This window comes from Pseudomonas sp. GW822-FHT03F04, assembly GCF_058801405.1.
The window spans coordinates 76,716-92,927 of record NZ_JBXANF010000010.1; the positions used below are offsets into that span (position 1 = coordinate 76,716).

13 protein-coding genes are annotated in these 16,212 nt (G+C 59.8%); 8 read left to right on the top strand and 5 right to left on the bottom strand.

Annotated features, from left to right (window positions below; translation table 11 throughout):
- Positions 1-49 precede the first annotated feature (49 nt).
- The 4 genes from AC1RMX_RS22840 (at position 50) to AC1RMX_RS22855 (ending at position 4,002) form a co-directional block, all read left to right on the top strand.
- Positions 50-526, top strand: coding sequence for a translation initiation factor 2 (locus AC1RMX_RS22840; RefSeq protein ID WP_096820993.1), 477 nt, complete (start codon positions 50-52; stop codon positions 524-526).
- A gap of 166 nt (positions 527-692) precedes the next feature.
- Complete coding sequence (locus tag AC1RMX_RS22845; RefSeq protein WP_102620504.1) at positions 693-947, top strand: YkgJ family cysteine cluster protein; 255 nt, start codon at positions 693-695, stop codon at positions 945-947.
- A 41-nt stretch (positions 948-988) separates the two neighbouring features.
- Positions 989-1,594, top strand: coding sequence for an START domain-containing protein (locus AC1RMX_RS22850; RefSeq protein ID WP_085704686.1), 606 nt, complete (start codon positions 989-991; stop codon positions 1,592-1,594).
- A gap of 314 nt (positions 1,595-1,908) precedes the next feature.
- Positions 1,909-4,002 (top strand): LTA synthase family protein, encoded by a 2,094-nt coding sequence (locus tag AC1RMX_RS22855; protein ID WP_096820995.1) that lies wholly within the window; start codon positions 1,909-1,911, stop codon positions 4,000-4,002.
- Between the two features lie 59 nt (positions 4,003-4,061).
- Here AC1RMX_RS22855 and AC1RMX_RS22860 read toward each other — a convergent pair whose 3' ends face one another.
- Entirely contained in the window at positions 4,062-4,220 is a 159-nt protein-coding gene (locus AC1RMX_RS22860; RefSeq protein WP_169432680.1) for a DUF3309 family protein, read from the bottom strand.
- Positions 4,221-4,476: 256 nt separating this feature from the next.
- Between AC1RMX_RS22860 and AC1RMX_RS22865 the strand changes: the two genes are divergently transcribed.
- From AC1RMX_RS22865 to csrA, 3 genes are all read left to right on the top strand, one after another.
- Positions 4,477-5,292 carry an SDR family oxidoreductase gene (locus tag AC1RMX_RS22865; protein WP_096820996.1) on the top strand — a complete coding sequence of 272 codons (816 nt, stop codon included), beginning with the start codon at positions 4,477-4,479 and terminating at the stop codon, positions 5,290-5,292.
- A 63-nt stretch (positions 5,293-5,355) separates the two neighbouring features.
- Positions 5,356-5,688 carry a YnfA family protein gene (locus tag AC1RMX_RS22870; RefSeq protein ID WP_085710895.1) on the top strand — a complete coding sequence of 111 codons (333 nt, stop codon included), beginning with the start codon at positions 5,356-5,358 and terminating at the stop codon, positions 5,686-5,688.
- A gap of 136 nt (positions 5,689-5,824) precedes the next feature.
- Positions 5,825-6,010: a carbon storage regulator CsrA gene (gene csrA, locus AC1RMX_RS22875; protein ID WP_102620500.1), complete on the top strand. Its 186-nt coding sequence runs from the start codon at positions 5,825-5,827 to the stop codon at positions 6,008-6,010.
- A 5-nt stretch (positions 6,011-6,015) separates the two neighbouring features.
- On the opposite strand, the gene AC1RMX_RS22880 is transcribed toward csrA, so the two are convergent.
- From AC1RMX_RS22880 to AC1RMX_RS22895, 4 genes are all read right to left on the bottom strand, one after another.
- Complete coding sequence (locus AC1RMX_RS22880) at positions 6,016-6,243, bottom strand: YheU family protein (RefSeq protein WP_003236706.1); 228 nt, start codon at positions 6,241-6,243, stop codon at positions 6,016-6,018.
- Between the two features lie 59 nt (positions 6,244-6,302).
- Positions 6,303-7,493: an osmoprotectant NAGGN system M42 family peptidase gene (locus AC1RMX_RS22885; RefSeq protein WP_493073078.1), complete on the bottom strand. Its 1,191-nt coding sequence runs from the start codon at positions 7,491-7,493 to the stop codon at positions 6,303-6,305.
- 61 nt (positions 7,494-7,554) lie between these two features.
- Positions 7,555-9,300: an N-acetylglutaminylglutamine synthetase gene (gene ngg, locus AC1RMX_RS22890; RefSeq protein ID WP_493073080.1), complete on the bottom strand. Its 1,746-nt coding sequence runs from the start codon at positions 9,298-9,300 to the stop codon at positions 7,555-7,557.
- 3 nt (positions 9,301-9,303) lie between these two features.
- Positions 9,304-11,076: an N-acetylglutaminylglutamine amidotransferase gene (locus tag AC1RMX_RS22895; RefSeq protein WP_493073081.1), complete on the bottom strand. Its 1,773-nt coding sequence runs from the start codon at positions 11,074-11,076 to the stop codon at positions 9,304-9,306.
- Between the two features lie 298 nt (positions 11,077-11,374).
- On the opposite strand from AC1RMX_RS22895, the gene AC1RMX_RS22900 reads away from it, so the two are divergent.
- Positions 11,375-16,207, top strand: a complete 4,833-nt coding sequence (locus AC1RMX_RS22900) for an NEL-type E3 ubiquitin ligase domain-containing protein (protein ID WP_493073083.1) — start codon at positions 11,375-11,377, stop codon at positions 16,205-16,207.
- The last annotated feature ends 5 nt before the right edge of the window (positions 16,208-16,212 follow it).

The following is a 16,212-nucleotide window of genomic DNA, read 5'->3' on the forward strand; positions in this document are numbered from 1 at the left end:
CGTTCAACAAGCGAGCATATGGCCCTCTGCCGTTAGCGTTGTAGGTTCCATGAAAGCGATTTTTCCTGCTGCCTGGGTTTTGCTTTGTCTGTTGATGATCGGTCACGCGCCAGCTGTCATGGCCGCTGCCGTTTCGGAAAAACCGACAGCAGCGTCCACGGTGAAAAAGCCGGTTGCCAGCAAGAAAGCCGCTCCTGCGAAAGAAAAGCAGCAGAAAGCCGCCCCCGCCAAGAAACGTGCACCGATCGCTTCCAAGTCGAAATCCGCCAGTGAAGTGGCCAAGACGCCATTACCTCCGGCCAGACTCGACTTGAGCCTGCCCAAGGACATGGTTCAGCAGTTGAAACCGGTTGGCACCGTGCCGCTGCCCAAGCGCGAAGCGATCCTGCCGCAGATGTTTGGCGAGAAGAACAGCGGCTTCCAGCTCAACGGTCGTCTGCTGAGCAACGAAATGCAGTTGCAGCTGCGCAATGAAGAGCGCCGCGAAGTCGAAGGCGCTGCGCTGGATTTCGAATTCAAGCAGTAAATTCAATCGATCCGTGACCCGCAGACCAGACGCTTTGTCGGAGACTGGTCAGTCACTTTCGTTTCTGCGTAAAAACCCCGGTTCAGGGAATTTTAAACAGCCGTTTTAGCGGTTACCCTGTTCCGCGTCCCTTTAACACATTGCCCGTCGCGAGGAACTCGTCGTCATGAACTGCCGTGAAGGTTGTGGCGCCTGTTGCATTGCCCCTTCCATCAGCTCGCCGATTCCGGGCATGCCCGATGGCAAACCTGCCGGCGAACGTTGCGTTCAGCTCTCGGTCGAAAACCTGTGCAGCATTTTCGGCCAACCGGAGCGTCCAGCGGTCTGTTCAGGGTTCAAGGCCGATGTCGAAGTCTGCGGAAGCAGTCAGGAAGACGCGATCAGACTGCTCGGCTGGTGGGAGCAGATGACGGCGGCGTGATGTGTCAAACGAACGGAACTTCAACAATAAGGAATAAGACTATGGGTTCGCTGCATCGTATCGCTGTGTTGTGTGGTTTGACTGCCGTGCTGGCCACTTCGGCTGCCCAGGCTGAAGACTGGAAAGTGGCCAAGAACGAAGATGGCATCAAGGTCTCCCTGAGCGAAGTGCCGGGTTCGGACTACAAGTCCTATCAGGGCGTGACCTTGATGAAGACCACCGTCGCCAAACTGCGCGCATTGCAGGAGGACGTCTCCGGTGCCTGTGCCTGGATTCACGAGTGCAAGACCCAGAAACTGCTCAAGCACGAAGGCGACCAGAGCTGGACCTACACCCAGTTCAACACGCCGTGGCCAGTGACCCCGCGCGACTCGATCCTGCATGTCACCACCGTTGAAGGCGCCGATGGCAGCCTGACCCGCAACCTCGAAGGCCTGCCGAAGTACCTGCCGGAAGAAAAAGGCTTTGTGCGCGTAGCTCAGGTCAAAGGCTTCTGGAAGTTCGTGCCAAAAGGCGATCAGGTCGAAGTGACCTATCAGGTCCACACCGAACCAGGCGGCAGCGTGCCGTCGATGATTGCCAACAAGTTTGTGGTCGACGCACCGTTCAATACCTTGAAAGCCCTGAAAGAGCGCGCCGAGAAGTAAGTATCGCGTTCCTCTGCAAACGCCCCGAAGAACTCGGGGCGTTTTGTTTTGTAGGTTTATTGTGTTTCCGGATATGCGTTGAACGAAATTTTCACAAAGTCTTCAAGACAATTCGCCCGCGCTGTTTGCAGCTGTCCGGGTATGCCGTGCCTTTAATGAAAGAGTCCGGCAGCGGGGCAGTAATCAATGGCAATGCCGCCGGTGATCGTGCAACATTTGCGCACCGCGCAAGCCCCGGGGCCTGGAATGGCCAACAGAGGGCAGGGCGCAGCTGTATTTTTGCAACTTCAACTTCCAATGGGTCCTAAAACGACATGGCAAACCCGGACGCCCTGAATCAGCAGCGATCTTCCAGTCGCCTGCTGCAACCGACCGTCAAATCGCATCTGGCCTACACGCTCTTGTGCGCGCTGGTCATGATGGTGATGTTTTCCGTGCTGCGCCTCGCGCTGCTGGTCTACAACCGCGAGATGATCCTCGACACCCCGGCTTCGACGTTCCTCGAAGCCTTCGCCAACGGCCTGCGTTTCGATCTGCGCCTGGTGGTCTACCTCTGCGTTCCGATGGTGCTGGCGCTGTTCAGTGCCCGGGCCATGGCCGCGCGCGGGTTCTTCCGTCTATGGCTGACGGTGACCTCCAGCATCGCGCTGTTCCTCGGCCTGATGGAAATGGACTTCTACCGCGAGTTCCACCAGCGCCTCAACGGCCTGGTGTTCCAGTACGTGAAGGAAGACCCGAAAACCGTGATGAGCATGCTCTGGTACGGTTTCCCGGTGGTGCGCTACCTGCTGGCCTGGGCCGTGGGCACGCTGATCCTGACCCTGGCGTTCAAGGGCGCCGACCGTCTGACCCGTCCGCGTGGCCCGTTCAGTGGCGGCAACGTCGGCACTCGTCAGGTAGCGCCATGGTATGCGCGTCTGGCGGTGTTCGTGGTGTGCCTGCTGATCTGTGTGGTCGCCGTGCGTGGCACCCTGCGTCAAGGCCCGCCGCTGCGTTGGGGTGACGTGTACACCACCGAATCGAACTTCGCCAACCAGCTCGGCCTCAATGGCACCCTGTCGCTGATCGCGGCCGCCAAGGACCGCATGGGCGAAGACCGCAACAACATCTGGAAAGCCACGCTGCCGCAGGATCAGGCGCAGAAAGTCGTGCGCGAGATGCTGGTCATGCCGGACGACAAACTGGTCGATGCCGACATCGCCGCCGTGCGTCGTGACTACACGCCGCCAGCCGACAAGACCCTGCCGATCAAGAACGTTGTCGTGATCCTCATGGAAAGCATGGCCGGTCACTCGGTCGGTGCTCTGGGCGCACCGGGCAACATCACGCCGTACCTCGACAAACTGTCGAAGGAAGGCCTGCTGTTCGACCGCTTCTTCTCCAACGGCACCCACACCCACCAGGGTATGTTCGCCACCATGGCCTGCTTCCCGAACCTGCCGGGTTTCGAATACCTGATGCAGACCCCGGAAGGCAGCCACAAACTGTCCGGCCTGCCGCAGCTGCTCAGCGCGCGCAAGTATGACGACGTCTATGTCTACAACGGCGACTTCGCCTGGGACAACCAGTCCGGTTTCTTCAGCAACCAGGGCATGACCAACTTCGTTGGCCGCAATGACTTCGTCAACCCGGTGTTCTCCGATCCGACCTGGGGCGTGTCCGACCAGGACATGTTCGACCGTGGTCTGGTGGAGCTCAAGGCACGTGAAAACGGCAAGCCGTTCTACGCGCTGCTGCAGACCCTGTCCAACCACACGCCTTACGCCTTGCCGACGCCATTGCCGGTCGAGCGCGTGACGGATCGTGGCACGCTCAACGAACACCTGACCGCCATGCGTTATGCGGACTGGGCACTGGGCCAGTTCTTTGAAAAGGCCCGCAAGGAGCCTTACTTCAAGGAAACCCTGTTTGTCATCGTCGGCGACCATGGCTTTGGCAACGAGCGTCAGATCACCGAAATGGACCTGGGCCGCTTCAACGTGCCGATGCTGATGATCGCACCGGGCATCCAGGAGAAATTCGGTACTCGTGACCACACCGTGGGTACGCAGATCGACATCGTGCCGACCATCATGGGTCGCCTGGGTGGCGAAGTGCGTCATCAGTGCTGGGGCCGTGACTTGCTGAACCTGCCGGCAGGCGACACCGGTTTCGGTGTGATCAAGCCGTCGGGCAGCGAGCAGACCACCGCCATCGTCACCGCTGACCAGATCCTGGTACTGCCGAAAGAGAAGGAAATGGCGCCGAAGATCTACCAGTACCAACTGGGCGCAAATCCTTCCGCCGAAATCATTCCGGACGCACCGCGCACCGCCGAGTTGAAACTCAAACTCGAAGCGTTCCTGCAGACGGCCACCAAGAGCCTGCTCGACAACACCGCCGGTGTGATTAACGGCAAGCCGGACTGATCCTTCCGCGCAATAAAAAGAGGCCCTTTTCAGGGCCTCTTTTTTTGTCGGTCAAAACGTCATATGCGGCCGAGCAACAGCAGCACCAACAGTACAACCAGCACCACACCGATAATGCCCGAAGGACCGTAACCCCAACTTCTGGAGTGTGGGAAGACCGGCAGACCACCGATCAGCAACAGGATCAGGATAATGATAAGAATTGTGCCCATGTCGATTTCCTTGTTGATAGTGTCTGGGAAGTCTTGGTGTTCAAGGGCGGCTGGAAGTTGAACTAAATCCAGGCGGCTTACAAATTCCGACTGGCGCGCGTGAAAGAAAATTCAATGTTTTTTCAGTGTATTTGGTTCACGGTCTTATTTCGTTTGATGCCACGGTTTGCTCCCGCCATTCAGCAATCTGATGGAGCGTGGGTCGCTCCGGATCCTTCGCTACACTCCGCGCATCTTCCCCGGAACAACAAGGCTGTTTGCTATGCAAAATCGCATGATGATCACTGGCGCGGGCTCCGGCCTGGGTCGCGAAATCGCGCTGCGCTGGGCGCGTGAAGGCTGGCAACTGGCCTTGTCGGACGTCAGCGAGCCCGGCCTGCAGGAGACCCTCAAACTCGTTCGCGAGGCCGGCGGCGACGGCTTCATCCAGCGTTGCGACGTGCGCGATTACAGCCAGCTCACCGCGTTCGCCCAGGCCTGTGAAGTGAAATTCGGAGGTATCGACATCATCGTCAACAACGCGGGCGTGGCCTCGGGTGGTTTCTTCAGCGAGCTGTCGCTGGAAGACTGGGACTGGCAGATCGCAATCAACCTGATGGGCGTGGTCAAGGGCTGCAAGGCGTTCCTGCCGCTGCTGGAACAGAGCAAAGGCAAGATCATCAACATCGCCTCGATGGCGGCATTGATGCAAGGCCCGGCGATGAGCAACTACAACGTGGCGAAGGCCGGTGTGGTGGCATTGTCCGAAAGCCTGCTGATCGAACTGGCCCAACAGGAAGTCGGTGTCCACGTGGTGTGCCCGTCGTTCTTCCAGACCAATCTGCTGGACTCCTTCCGTGGCCCGACGCCGGCGATGAAAGCACAGGTCGGCAAGTTGCTGGAAAGTTCGCCGATCACTGCCACCGATATTGCCGACTACATCTACAAACAGGTCGCCGCCGGCGAGTTCATGATCCTGCCCCATGAACAAGGGCGCATGGCCTGGGCGATCAAGCAGAAGAACCCGCAGTTGCTGTACAACGAAATGACTGCGATGGCCGAAAAGATGCGCGCCAAGGCCAAACAGAACAACGGCTGAACTTGCGCCGCCAAAGCCCCGTCGTTAGGGTGACCGCCACAGTCACCCTGACGAGTCATCTGCATGCTCAACTACTTGTGGTTTTTCCTCGCCGCGCTGTTCGAAATCGCCGGTTGTTTCGCATTCTGGATGTGGTTGCGCCAGGGCAAGAGCGCCTTGTGGGTGATCCCGGCGCTGCTCAGCCTGACCTTGTTTGCACTGTTGTTGACGCGCGTTGAAGCGACCTACGCCGGTCGCGCCTACGCCGCTTACGGCGGCATCTACATCATTGCTTCGATTGGCTGGCTGGCGGTGGTCGAGCGCATCCGTCCGCTGGGGTCGGACTGGATCGGTGTCGCCTTGTGCGTGATCGGTGCCAGCGTGATTCTGTTCGGGCCACGGTTTTCGGCGACCTGAAACACCGGCTTGAAGGAAACGTCTGAAGGCCAAAGCACCCGGGCGCGTAGGGTTTGACTGATTTGCCCGCAGCGCATTGTAGGGCGCTCGAAAGCCGCGCATCTTCAAGGCTCGAAAACCTTGAAGGACACCCCCCATGCTTGTACTCAGCCGTGTTGTCGGTGAACTGATTTCCATCGGCGACAACATCACTTTGCGCGTTCTGGCGGTCAACGGCTCCAGCGTGCGGTTCGGCGTCGAGGCGCCAAAGCAGGTCAACGTACACCGCGCCGAAGTCTACGAGCGGATCCAGCGCAAACAGGCCAACGGCAAGGGCCACTGACCGTTTCAGTCGAACAGGTGCTTGGGCACGTCGTGCTTGAGCATCAACTGGCACTGCTCGCTGTCCGGATCGAAGACGATCAGCGCCTGACCTTTGGTCAGGGCCTGGCGAACCCGCAATACGCGGGTTTCCAGTGGGGTGTCGTCACCGTTGTCGGTGCCGTCGCGAGTGACGAAGTCCTCGATCAGGCGGGTGAGGGTGTCGACTTCGAGCGCGTCGTAGGGAATCAGCATGGGCACCTCGGCTAAATCAATGTCGGGATGCTACGGCGAATGACCGCCGAGGGCCAGACTCAACTGTCCGAGCGTTGCCCCACCAGGCTGTCCACCGAGGGCACCCGGGTGTCGCTTTCCATTTGCGTCTCGTGCTCGATCTGGTGACTGAAGCGATCCAGTGACGCGTTGGCCGGTTGTGCATCGCTGGCGAACACCGGCGGACTCAGGATGTACGCCCCCAGCAGACGACTCAGCGCGGCGAGGCTGTCGATGTGCGTGCGTTCGTAGCCGTGGGTCGCATCGCAACCAAAGGCGAGCAGGGCGGTACGAATGTCGTGGCCGGCGGTGACGGCCGAATGGGCGTCGCTGAAGTAATAGCGAAACAGGTCGCGGCGCACCGGCAACTCATGCTCACCGGCCAGACGCAACAGGTGTCGCGACAAGTGATAGTCGTAAGGCCCGCCGGAATCCTGCATCGCCACGCTGACTGCGTGTTCGCTGGAATGCTGGCCGGGCGCGACCGGCGCGATATCGATCCCGACAAATTCGCTGACGTCCCACGGCAACGCCGCCGCCGCGCCGCTGCCGGTTTCCTCGGTGATGGTGAACAGCGGATGGCAATCGATCATCAACTCCTGACCGCTGTCGACGATGGCTTTCAGCGCTGCGAGCAGTGCGGCGACCCCAGCCTTGTCGTCCAGATGTCGGGCGCTGATATGGCCGCTTTCGGTGAACTCCGGCAGTGGATCGAACGCCACCACATCGCCAACACTGATGCCCAGCGAATCGCAATCGGCGCGGGTCGCGCAGTAGGCGTCCAGGCGCAGTTCGACGTGATCCCAACTGATCGGCATTTCGTCGACGGCGGTGTTGAAGGCGTGCCCGGAAGCCATCAGCGGCAACACGCTGCCTCGAATCACGCCGTTGTCGGTGAACAGGCTGACGCGGCTGCCTTCGGCGAAACGGCTCGACCAGCAACCGACCGGCGCCAGGGTCAGGCGCCCGTTGTCTTTCACCGCGCGCACGGCGGCACCGATGGTGTCCAGGTGCGCTGACACTGCACGGTCGGGGCTGTTTTTTTTGCCCTTGAGCGTGGCGCGGATGGTGCCGCGACGGGTCATTTCGAAGGGGATGCCGAGCTCTTCCAGCCGCTCGGCGACATAACGCACGAGGGTGTCGGTGAACCCGGTAGGGCTGGGAATGGCGAGCATCTCCAGCAGGACTTTTTGCAGGTAGTTCAGATCCGGTTCGGGAATATGGGTGGTCATGGAAACTCCTGTTGCGGGGCGTTATTCCCGCGTTTGACGCAGGAATAACGCTGAAGAGAGATCAAACGGCCGGCTGACTGTGCGGAAACAGCAAATCGACAAACCGCTCGGCCGTCGGCTGCGGTTCATGGTTGGCCAGGCCCGCCCGTTCGTTGGCTTCGATGAACACGTATTCCGGCTGATCGGCGGCGGGCACCATCAGGTCGAGCCCGACCATCGGAATGTCCAGTGCTCGCGCCGCACGCACCGCGGCATCGACCAGGGTCGGATGCAGAATCGCCGTGACGTCTTCCAGGGTGCCGCCGGTGTGCAGGTTCGCCGTACGCCGCACGAACAGATGCTCGCCGGCCGGCAGGATGCTGCTGTAGTCGTAACCTGCCGCGTGCAAGGTGCGTTGGGTTTCGTGGTCCAGCGGGATTTTGCTTTCGCCGCCGGTGGCCGCTTGCCGGCGTCGGCTCTGGGCTTCGATCAGCGCGCCGATGGAGTGATGGCCGTCGCCGACCACTTCGGCAGGACGCCGGATCGCCGCCGCGACCACATCGAAACCGATTACCAGAATCCGCAGGTCGAGGCCTTCGTGGAAGCTTTCGAGCAACACGCGGCTGTCAAACTGCTTCGCCGTTTCGATGGCTTGCTGCACCTCTTCGATGCTTTGCAGATCCACCGCCACACCCTGGCCTTGTTCACCGTCGAGCGGTTTGACCACCACCCGCTGATGCTCGTCGAGAAACGCCAGATTGTCGTCCGCATTCGCTGCCAGTTGCTGTGCCGGTACATTCAACCCGGCGCTTTTCAGCACTTTATGGGTCAGGCTCTTGTCCTGGCACAGATTCATGCTGATGGCGCTGGTCAGGTCGCTCAGCGACTCGCGGCAACGCACCCGGCGACCGCCATGGCTGAGGGTGAACAGCCCGGCATCGGCATCGTCCACTTGCACATCGATGCCACGCCGATGGGCTTCCTCGACAATGATCCGTGCATAGGGATTGAACGCGGCTTCCGGCCCCGGCCCGAGGAACAGTGGCTGGTTGATGCCGTTCTTGCGCTTGATCGCAAAGGTCGAGAGGTTGCGAAAACCGAGCTTCGCATAGAGGTTTTTCGCCTGGCGGTTATCGTGTAACACCGACAGGTCGAGGTAGCTGAGACCGCGACTCATGAAGTGCTCGATCAGATGTCGCACCAGCACTTCACCGACTCCGGGACGCGAGCACTGCGGATCGACCGCCAGGCACCACAGGCTGCTGCCGTTTTCCGGGTCGTTGTAAGCCTTCTGATGATTGAGGCCCATCACGCTGCCGATCACCGCGCCGCTGTCCTCGTCTTCGGCCAGCCAGTACACCGGTCCGCCCTGATGATGCGGAGTGAGCAGGGTGGCATCGATCGGTAGCATGCCGCGCGCCTGATACAGCTGATTGATCGACTGCCAGTCCTCTTCGCTTTGCGCACGACGGATGCGGAAGCCGCGAAACACCCGTGTTGCCTGACGGTAATCGCTGAACCACAGGCGCAACGTGTCGGACGGATCGAGAAACAGTTGAGTCGGCTCCAGGCCGAGAACCTGCTGCGGCGCGGCCACGTACAGCGCAATATCGCGTTCGCCCGGGTGCTCGTTGAGCAACTCCTGGGCAAGGCTGGCCGGGTCGGGAAAGGTGTGGCCGATCAGCAAGCGGCCCCAGCCGCAATGCACGGCAATCGGCTCGGCGCTCGGTTGATTGCCATCCTCGGCCAGACGCGCCTGCAAGCGTTCGTAGGACGGTGTCTGACCGCGCAGCAGCCGCTGGCTGTAAGCCGTGGCGTGAGGTTTCATCGATCAGATTCCTTGTTCGCTGAGCCACAGATTCAGAGCCGCCAGTTGCCACAGCTTGGAGCCGCGCAGCGGGGTCAATTGGCCTTGTGGATTGGTCAGCAGTTTGTCGAGCATGGCGGGGTTGAACAGGCCGCGATCCTGACTCGGATCGAGCAGCAGTTCGCGTACCCAGTTCAGGGTGTCGCCTTGCAGATGCTTGAGGCCGGGCACTGGGAAGTAGCCTTTCTTGCGGTCGATCACTTCGCTTGGGATGACCAGTCGCGCGGCTTCTTTCAAGACCTGTTTACCGCCGTCGGGCAGTTTGAATTTGCCCGGAACACGGGCCGACAATTCCACCAGGCGATAGTCGAGAAACGGCGTGCGCGCTTCCAGGCCCCAGGCCATGGTCATGTTGTCGACGCGTTTGACCGGGTCCTCCACCAGCATCACCGTGCTGTCCAGACGCAGGGCCTTGTCGACCGCTGCATCGGCGCCGGGCTGTGCGAAATGTTCCTTCACGAAGTCGCCGGCAGCGTCATTGGCGGTCAGCCATTTAGGCTGCACCGTGGCGGCGTAATCGTCATAGCTGCGGTCAAAAAACGCTTCGCGATAGGCCGCGTACGGATCGGCCGCGCCGTCCACTTGCGGATACCAGTGATAACCGGCAAACAACTCGTCGGCGCCCTGGCCGCTCTGTACCACTTTGCAATGCTTGGCCACTTCGCGGGACAGCAGATAGAAGGCGATGCAGTCGTGGCTGACCATCGGCTCGCTCATGGCGCGGAAGGCGGCGGGCAGTTGCTCGATGATCTCTTTTTCGTCGATGCGCAGTTGATGGTGCTGGGTGCCGTAGTGTCTGGCGATCAAATCCGAATATTGAAATTCATCACCGCGTTCGCCGCCGGCATCCTGGAAACCGATGGAAAAGGTCGACAGGTTTTCCACGCCGACTTCGCGCAACAGGCCGACCAGCATGCTCGAATCGACACCGCCGGAAAGCAATACGCCGACATCCACCGCCGCCCGTTGGCGGATCGCCACGGCTTCGCGGGTGCTGTCGAGCACGCGGTCGCGCCAGTCTTCCAGGGTCAGGTTTTTCTCATCGTCGTGTGGGCCGTAGGGCAGCGTCCACCAGATTTTCTGCTCGGTGGTGCCGTCCGCTTCAATGCGCATCCAGCTTGCTGGCGGCAGCTTTTCGATGCCGGCCAGCAAGGTGCGCGGCGCTGGCACCACAGCGTGAAAATTCAGGTAATGGTTGAGTGCCACCGGATCGAGTATCGGGTTGATGTCACCGCCCTTGAGTAACGCCGGCAGGGCCGAGGCAAAGCGCAGGCGCTGGCCGGTGCGCGACAGGTACAGCGGTTTGACGCCGAGGCGGTCGCGGGCGATGAACAGGCGCTGGGCATCGCGCTCCCAGATGGCGAAGGCGAACATGCCGTTGAGTTTCGGCAGCAGCGCTTCGCCCCAGGCGTGATAGCCCTTGAGCAGCACTTCGGTGTCGCCGCCGGAGTAGAACGCATAACCGAGCGCTTCGAGTTCGGCGCGCAGTTCCGGGAAGTTGTAGATCGCGCCATTGAAGGCCAGGGACAAGCCCAGTTGGCTGTCGATCATCGGCTGCGCCGAGCCGTCCGACAGGTCCATGATTTTCAGGCGTCGATGGCCCAGGGCAATCGGCCCCTGGGCATGGAACCCCCACGCATCAGGGCCGCGAGGCGCCAGGTGATGGGTGATTCGCTCGATGGCTGCAAGGTCTGCAGGTTGTTGATCAAAGCGTAACTCGCCAGCTAATCCGCACATAAAGTCCTTACCGGTTTTTCCGTTGGGGAGAGGGTGTCGCTGAACCGCGCCGAAATGGCCGGTACCCAGAAACTGACCCGGCTCGGATGTGGGAGTTTTAGAACGATCAGTTATAAGTGCGTTGGCCTGACCGGTGGGCCGTTACCAGTCGGGCTGAAGTGTCAGGTAGTAGATAAGTATTCGAAACATACGGATTGCTGCTTGTTTGCGGGCCCGAACGGGCAGTTATTCGTGTTTTTTATTTGATGACGGGATCGCTAGGGTGAAGGGACTCAACAGCAATAAAGGAATATTGCCCATGTCCACTACACCAGTGTCGGTCACACCGATCACCCTCACGGAAAAACAGAAACTGAGCTTTTTGCTGGAGGCCACAGGCGATCTGGACACCGCCAGGGCGTTGCAGAAAAGCTTCCCCCCTGTGCTGCTCAAGGCCAGTGCCGACACCTTGGCGGCACTGGACAAGACCGCGCGTGACTTGCACACAACCCAGGCTCAAGTCGAGACAGACCTGAGCCGGCTGCAATCGCTCAAGCATTTTTGCATCGAACAGTTGAATCGCGCCCTGACTGCGCGCTGGCTGGCTGTGTTCGATGTCGAGAAAGACCATCTGGAGTTGCCGGGAAGCTATTGCGGTTGTGAAGCGGTGACCCCGTCTGGAGGTGGGGAGAAAGTCATTCCGCCGGCGACCCCGACGCTGCTCGAAGCGGCCATGCAGAACTTCACGGAAGACGAGGCGCAAGCCGATTATTTCCCTGAAGGCAGCGTCGTGCGGATTGCCAGCAAACCTGATGGCGTTCCCGGTCTGACACCGACGGCGTTTGCCGCACTCTGCCGGGAGCTGGATCTGGGCCGGCTATACCAGGAACATTTCCAGCAGGTGTTTGGAGTCAAGAAGGTCAATGGCAGTCAGGTCGCCACTGGCCCGATGGTTCGCAATATCTCGGTGATGAAAAAGCAGATGCTGCAACTGGATCTGCACCTGGCGCTGATGAAGGAACATGTTTCCCGGGAAGGCTTCCAGACGGTTCAGCGCTTGATCGATGCCGGTGGCGTCGTCGACGCCAAAAGCCTTCAGTTCAAGGGCCGGCCGCTGATCATGCAGGGCATTGAAGCGCTCGACAGCTGTCTCTGGGGTGTCGTGGTGTTCTCCGAAAAATCGATCGAGCTGGATCCCGATCAATGGTGTCTGGTGTACATGCCCGGCGAACCCGGCCAGCCACTCTACGAGTACACCAGCGTCACGGCGTTCGTTGCGTACCTGGAGTTCAAACTGGGGGTGGGCAGTTACAAAAGTTACTTCACCCACTGCATTGGAGAGGTCGATAAGGTCGACTTTTTCAAGACGTTTGCCGATACCGAGAGCCTGGGGCATATCAAACAATTGGAGATGACCGGTCCGCTGTTCGAATTCATGCTCAAGAGCCATGTCGGCAAGTTGCAACTCGATGCCCGTGCGCTCGCCGTGCCGACGGCCGATGCCGATGAAGAAGAGCGCAAGAAACGATTGATCCAGTACCTGGAAATCGGCATGACGATCGCCAACGTGGCGGGGTTCGTCGTGCCGGTACTGGGGCAATTGATGATGGGCGTCGCGATCGGACAAATGCTCGCCGAGGTGTACGAAGGGATTGAGGACTGGAATCGGGGTGACTGTCAGGAAGCCTTTTCACACCTGCTCAGCGTGGCGGAAAACCTTGCCTTGATGGCCGCCGTGGGTGCCGGCGTCAAGGTCCTGAAATCCCTGGCGATCAAGACGGTTCAAAAACACCCGGACTTCTTCCAGCCTTTCACCGCCATTCTTGACCGCAATGGACAGTCCCGATTGTGGAAGCCGCAACTGAGTGCCTATGAACAACCTTTACCGGCAGGGGCGGAGGCTGAATCTGACGCGACAGGCCTGTATCAGGCTGACGGCAAGGTTTTTGCCCGTGTCGACGATCGAGCCTACGCCGTGGTCCGGGATCCGGTTTCCAGGAGCTGGCGCATTCAGCATCCTGTCCGCCCGGAGGCTTATGCCCCGATACTCAAGCGCAATCAGCACGGGGGCTGGCGTCATGCCTCGGAGCCGAGCGAGCAATGGTCCGGGGCTTACACACTCAAACGCATCGATCCGCCGTTGGCGCGACTCGATGACAGTCGTCTGGAGATGATCCGGCGCCTGTCCGACACTCGCTTCGATGAACTGCATCGGCTGAGCGACGACAGCCTGCCGCTGCCCCCCCGTTTGCGAGACATGATCGAACGGTTCGGCCTTGAGCGCCGGGGCCGTGACTTCATTGCTGCCATGGAGCGTGGTGAGGCGACTGATCCCCGCCATGTCCAGGAACAGATGCATGTGCTGCCCAGACTTGCGAACTGGCCACAGGATCGCTACATCAAGGTCGTGGATGAGGACGGCGGTATTGCTGCGACCTTTCCACCCGGTTCGATTGACGATGACACCCTGAGCGTTATTGTCAGCAACGCCCAGCTGGAAAAAGGCGAATTGCTGCAGACCGTCATCGACGGCCTGTATCCCAAAGAAGTGGAAGCTTTGGTCGGCGCGAACGTTGCGCCGACTGACCAAGGGGTGGCGTTGGCAAAGGTACTCGGTGCCGCGGTCAAGGCTGATCGTCGCTCGATGTTCGACCACCTGTACCGGCGCTATGACCAGACCCTGGACAGTGAGGTGCTCAAGGCAAGGCAAGCATTTCCCGATGTGCCGGCGCGTTACGCTCAGGAACTGATCCGACAGGCTTCAAGTGTCGAGCGCTCGCTTCTGCGTACCACCGGACGAGTGCCCATGGGCCTTGCGCAACGGTTGAGTGAGGCAACGAGCACTATTCGCCTGGATCGGGCGCTGACAGGGTTCTACCTGGCTGAGGTTGCCAATGCCGATACCGAGCAACTGGCCATTGGTCTGTTGCCGCAACTCAGCGGCTGGGATCCGCAGCTCTACCTTGAACTGCGTGCTCAGTCACTCAGGGGCAACCTGCTGCAGACCCTTGGCAAGAAACCCCTCACTCCCGGGAACTCGCTCACGCTGGTCAGGCTCGAAAACGGCTACGAAGGATTCGACAGCCAGGCAAAATCGCTCGGTCAGGTTTTCGGGCCCGACAGCCTTTATCAGGTCATCCTCAAAGGCCTTTCACCTCGCCAGATCAAGGCCATTGGATTGGCAGAGGCCAGGCCTGAAGACGGCTGGCGTCTGCGAAGCCAATTGCTCAGCAGCGCACTGGATGAGCGTGAGGGATGTAACCGGTTGTTGAACGGTGACCGGTTCGAGCCGGCGATTCGGGAGTCGGTATGTACGCTCGCCAATCCACCCGGCGAGGCGACGCATCATCCACAGCGTTTGTTACGCAAGGTGAAAAAACTCTTCCCGCTGTTTTCCGATATGCAGGCCCGGGAGTTTCTTGACCAGTTGGGCAGCGACCATCTGACTCGGGCACTCCGGGTCAGGCAGTTGCAGGATGATCTGGAGCGACTGCGCGAGGTGCTCGATACCTGGATGGACGATGCCGTGGCTATCAAGGCAGAGGGCGGGGTACTGAGCGAGGTGCGTGAATGTCGGCATCTTGTGGCGTACGAGATCGAGGACAGTTTTCGCCGACTGATCTTCCTGCCCGACGAATTCTATCGTTCGGCGTATGGCCTGAAGCTCGATGGCATGCGGTTCGGAAAACTGCCGATCCTGCCACCTGGGCTGACCTTTGACCATGTCAGGCATCTGTCTCTGCAAAACATGCATCTGGACAACGATGTCGTCTATTTCCTCAAAGCCTTCAAGAACCTCGAGACGCTTGAACTGGGTCGCAACAGACTTACGCAATTGCCGGAGGTGGTCTCGCTCATGCCGAACCTCAGGCGTCTGGGCCTGGGGCAAAACCGGATTCAGTTGACTGAGCAGGCCCTGGTGAAACTGTCGCGGATGCGCAGTCTGCAAAGCCTGGACCTGAGCGAAAACCCTCTGGGGGCCACGGTAGATGTCAGCGAACTTTACGATCTGACAGACCTGAGCGTGCGCAATACCCGTACCACGGAGTTGCCTAAAGGTTTGCAGCGCTTGCCCCATCTGGATCGGGTAGACCTGCGTGACAACGACATTCGTGATTTGCCGCAATGGCTGTTTGAAACACCCCGGCGCTTCAGTGAAACGATCAATCTGCGCAACAACCCGATTTCCGAACTCAGCAGCACTCATCTGGACAACTATCGCAAGAAAGTTGGCGTCGGCATGGGGTATCTGGAAAATGATATCGCGCGCCTTGACGAGCATCAGGCACGTACGATCTGGCTGACCGAAACGGGAGGAACCGTAGGCGCCAGACGCCTGCAAACATGGACCGCGATCAACGACGACCCGATGGCCGAAGGCTTGTTTCATTTGCTGGCAGAGCTGGGCAATACCGCCGACTCCGAATATGTGCGCGAGGATATGTCCCGGCGGGTCTGGACGGTACTGGAGGCGACGCAGGCCGATGCCGAATTGCGCGAGCAGATTTTCGATCTGGCGGCCAACCCGATCAATTGCACGGATAACGCGGCGTTGAACTTCAGTCATCTGGAGGTCGCCGTGCATGTGCGCAATGTGTTGCGTGTTTCCGGGGGGCGGCAGGTGTCGGCGGCAGTGCTGATGAGGCTTGCGCGAGGCTTGTTCCAGCTTGAGCAAATCGACCTGATCGCCGCGGAGCACGCCCGGGATCAAGGATCACCCGACCCGCTGGAAGTGACCCTTGCCTATCGCACGGGGCTGGCGCGGGCATTCGATCTGCCGGGGCAGCCCTCGCACATGCGTTACGCTGAACTCGCCGATGTGACGAGTGATGATCTGGTAACGGCGATCAATCGAATCCAGACGGCTGAACTGTCCCCCAAATGGCTGGATTTTCTGGTTCGCCAGCCGTTCTGGAGCGACTACGTGAAGAACAGTTTTGCGCAGCAGTTCGACGATGCCCGGGTGCCTCATCAAGTAGAGGTCCAGGCATTGTTCGACAGGGCTGAAGAACTCAGCTCTGCCGATTACCTCAGTGAAATGAACCTCTGCGCCACCCGGCTGGAACAGACCGAAAATGCCTTGCTGCAACGGTTGACCCTGCAAGTGGCGGAGTTGATCGAGAGGGGAACCTGCATTGTGCCCGGTGACTGATTGCC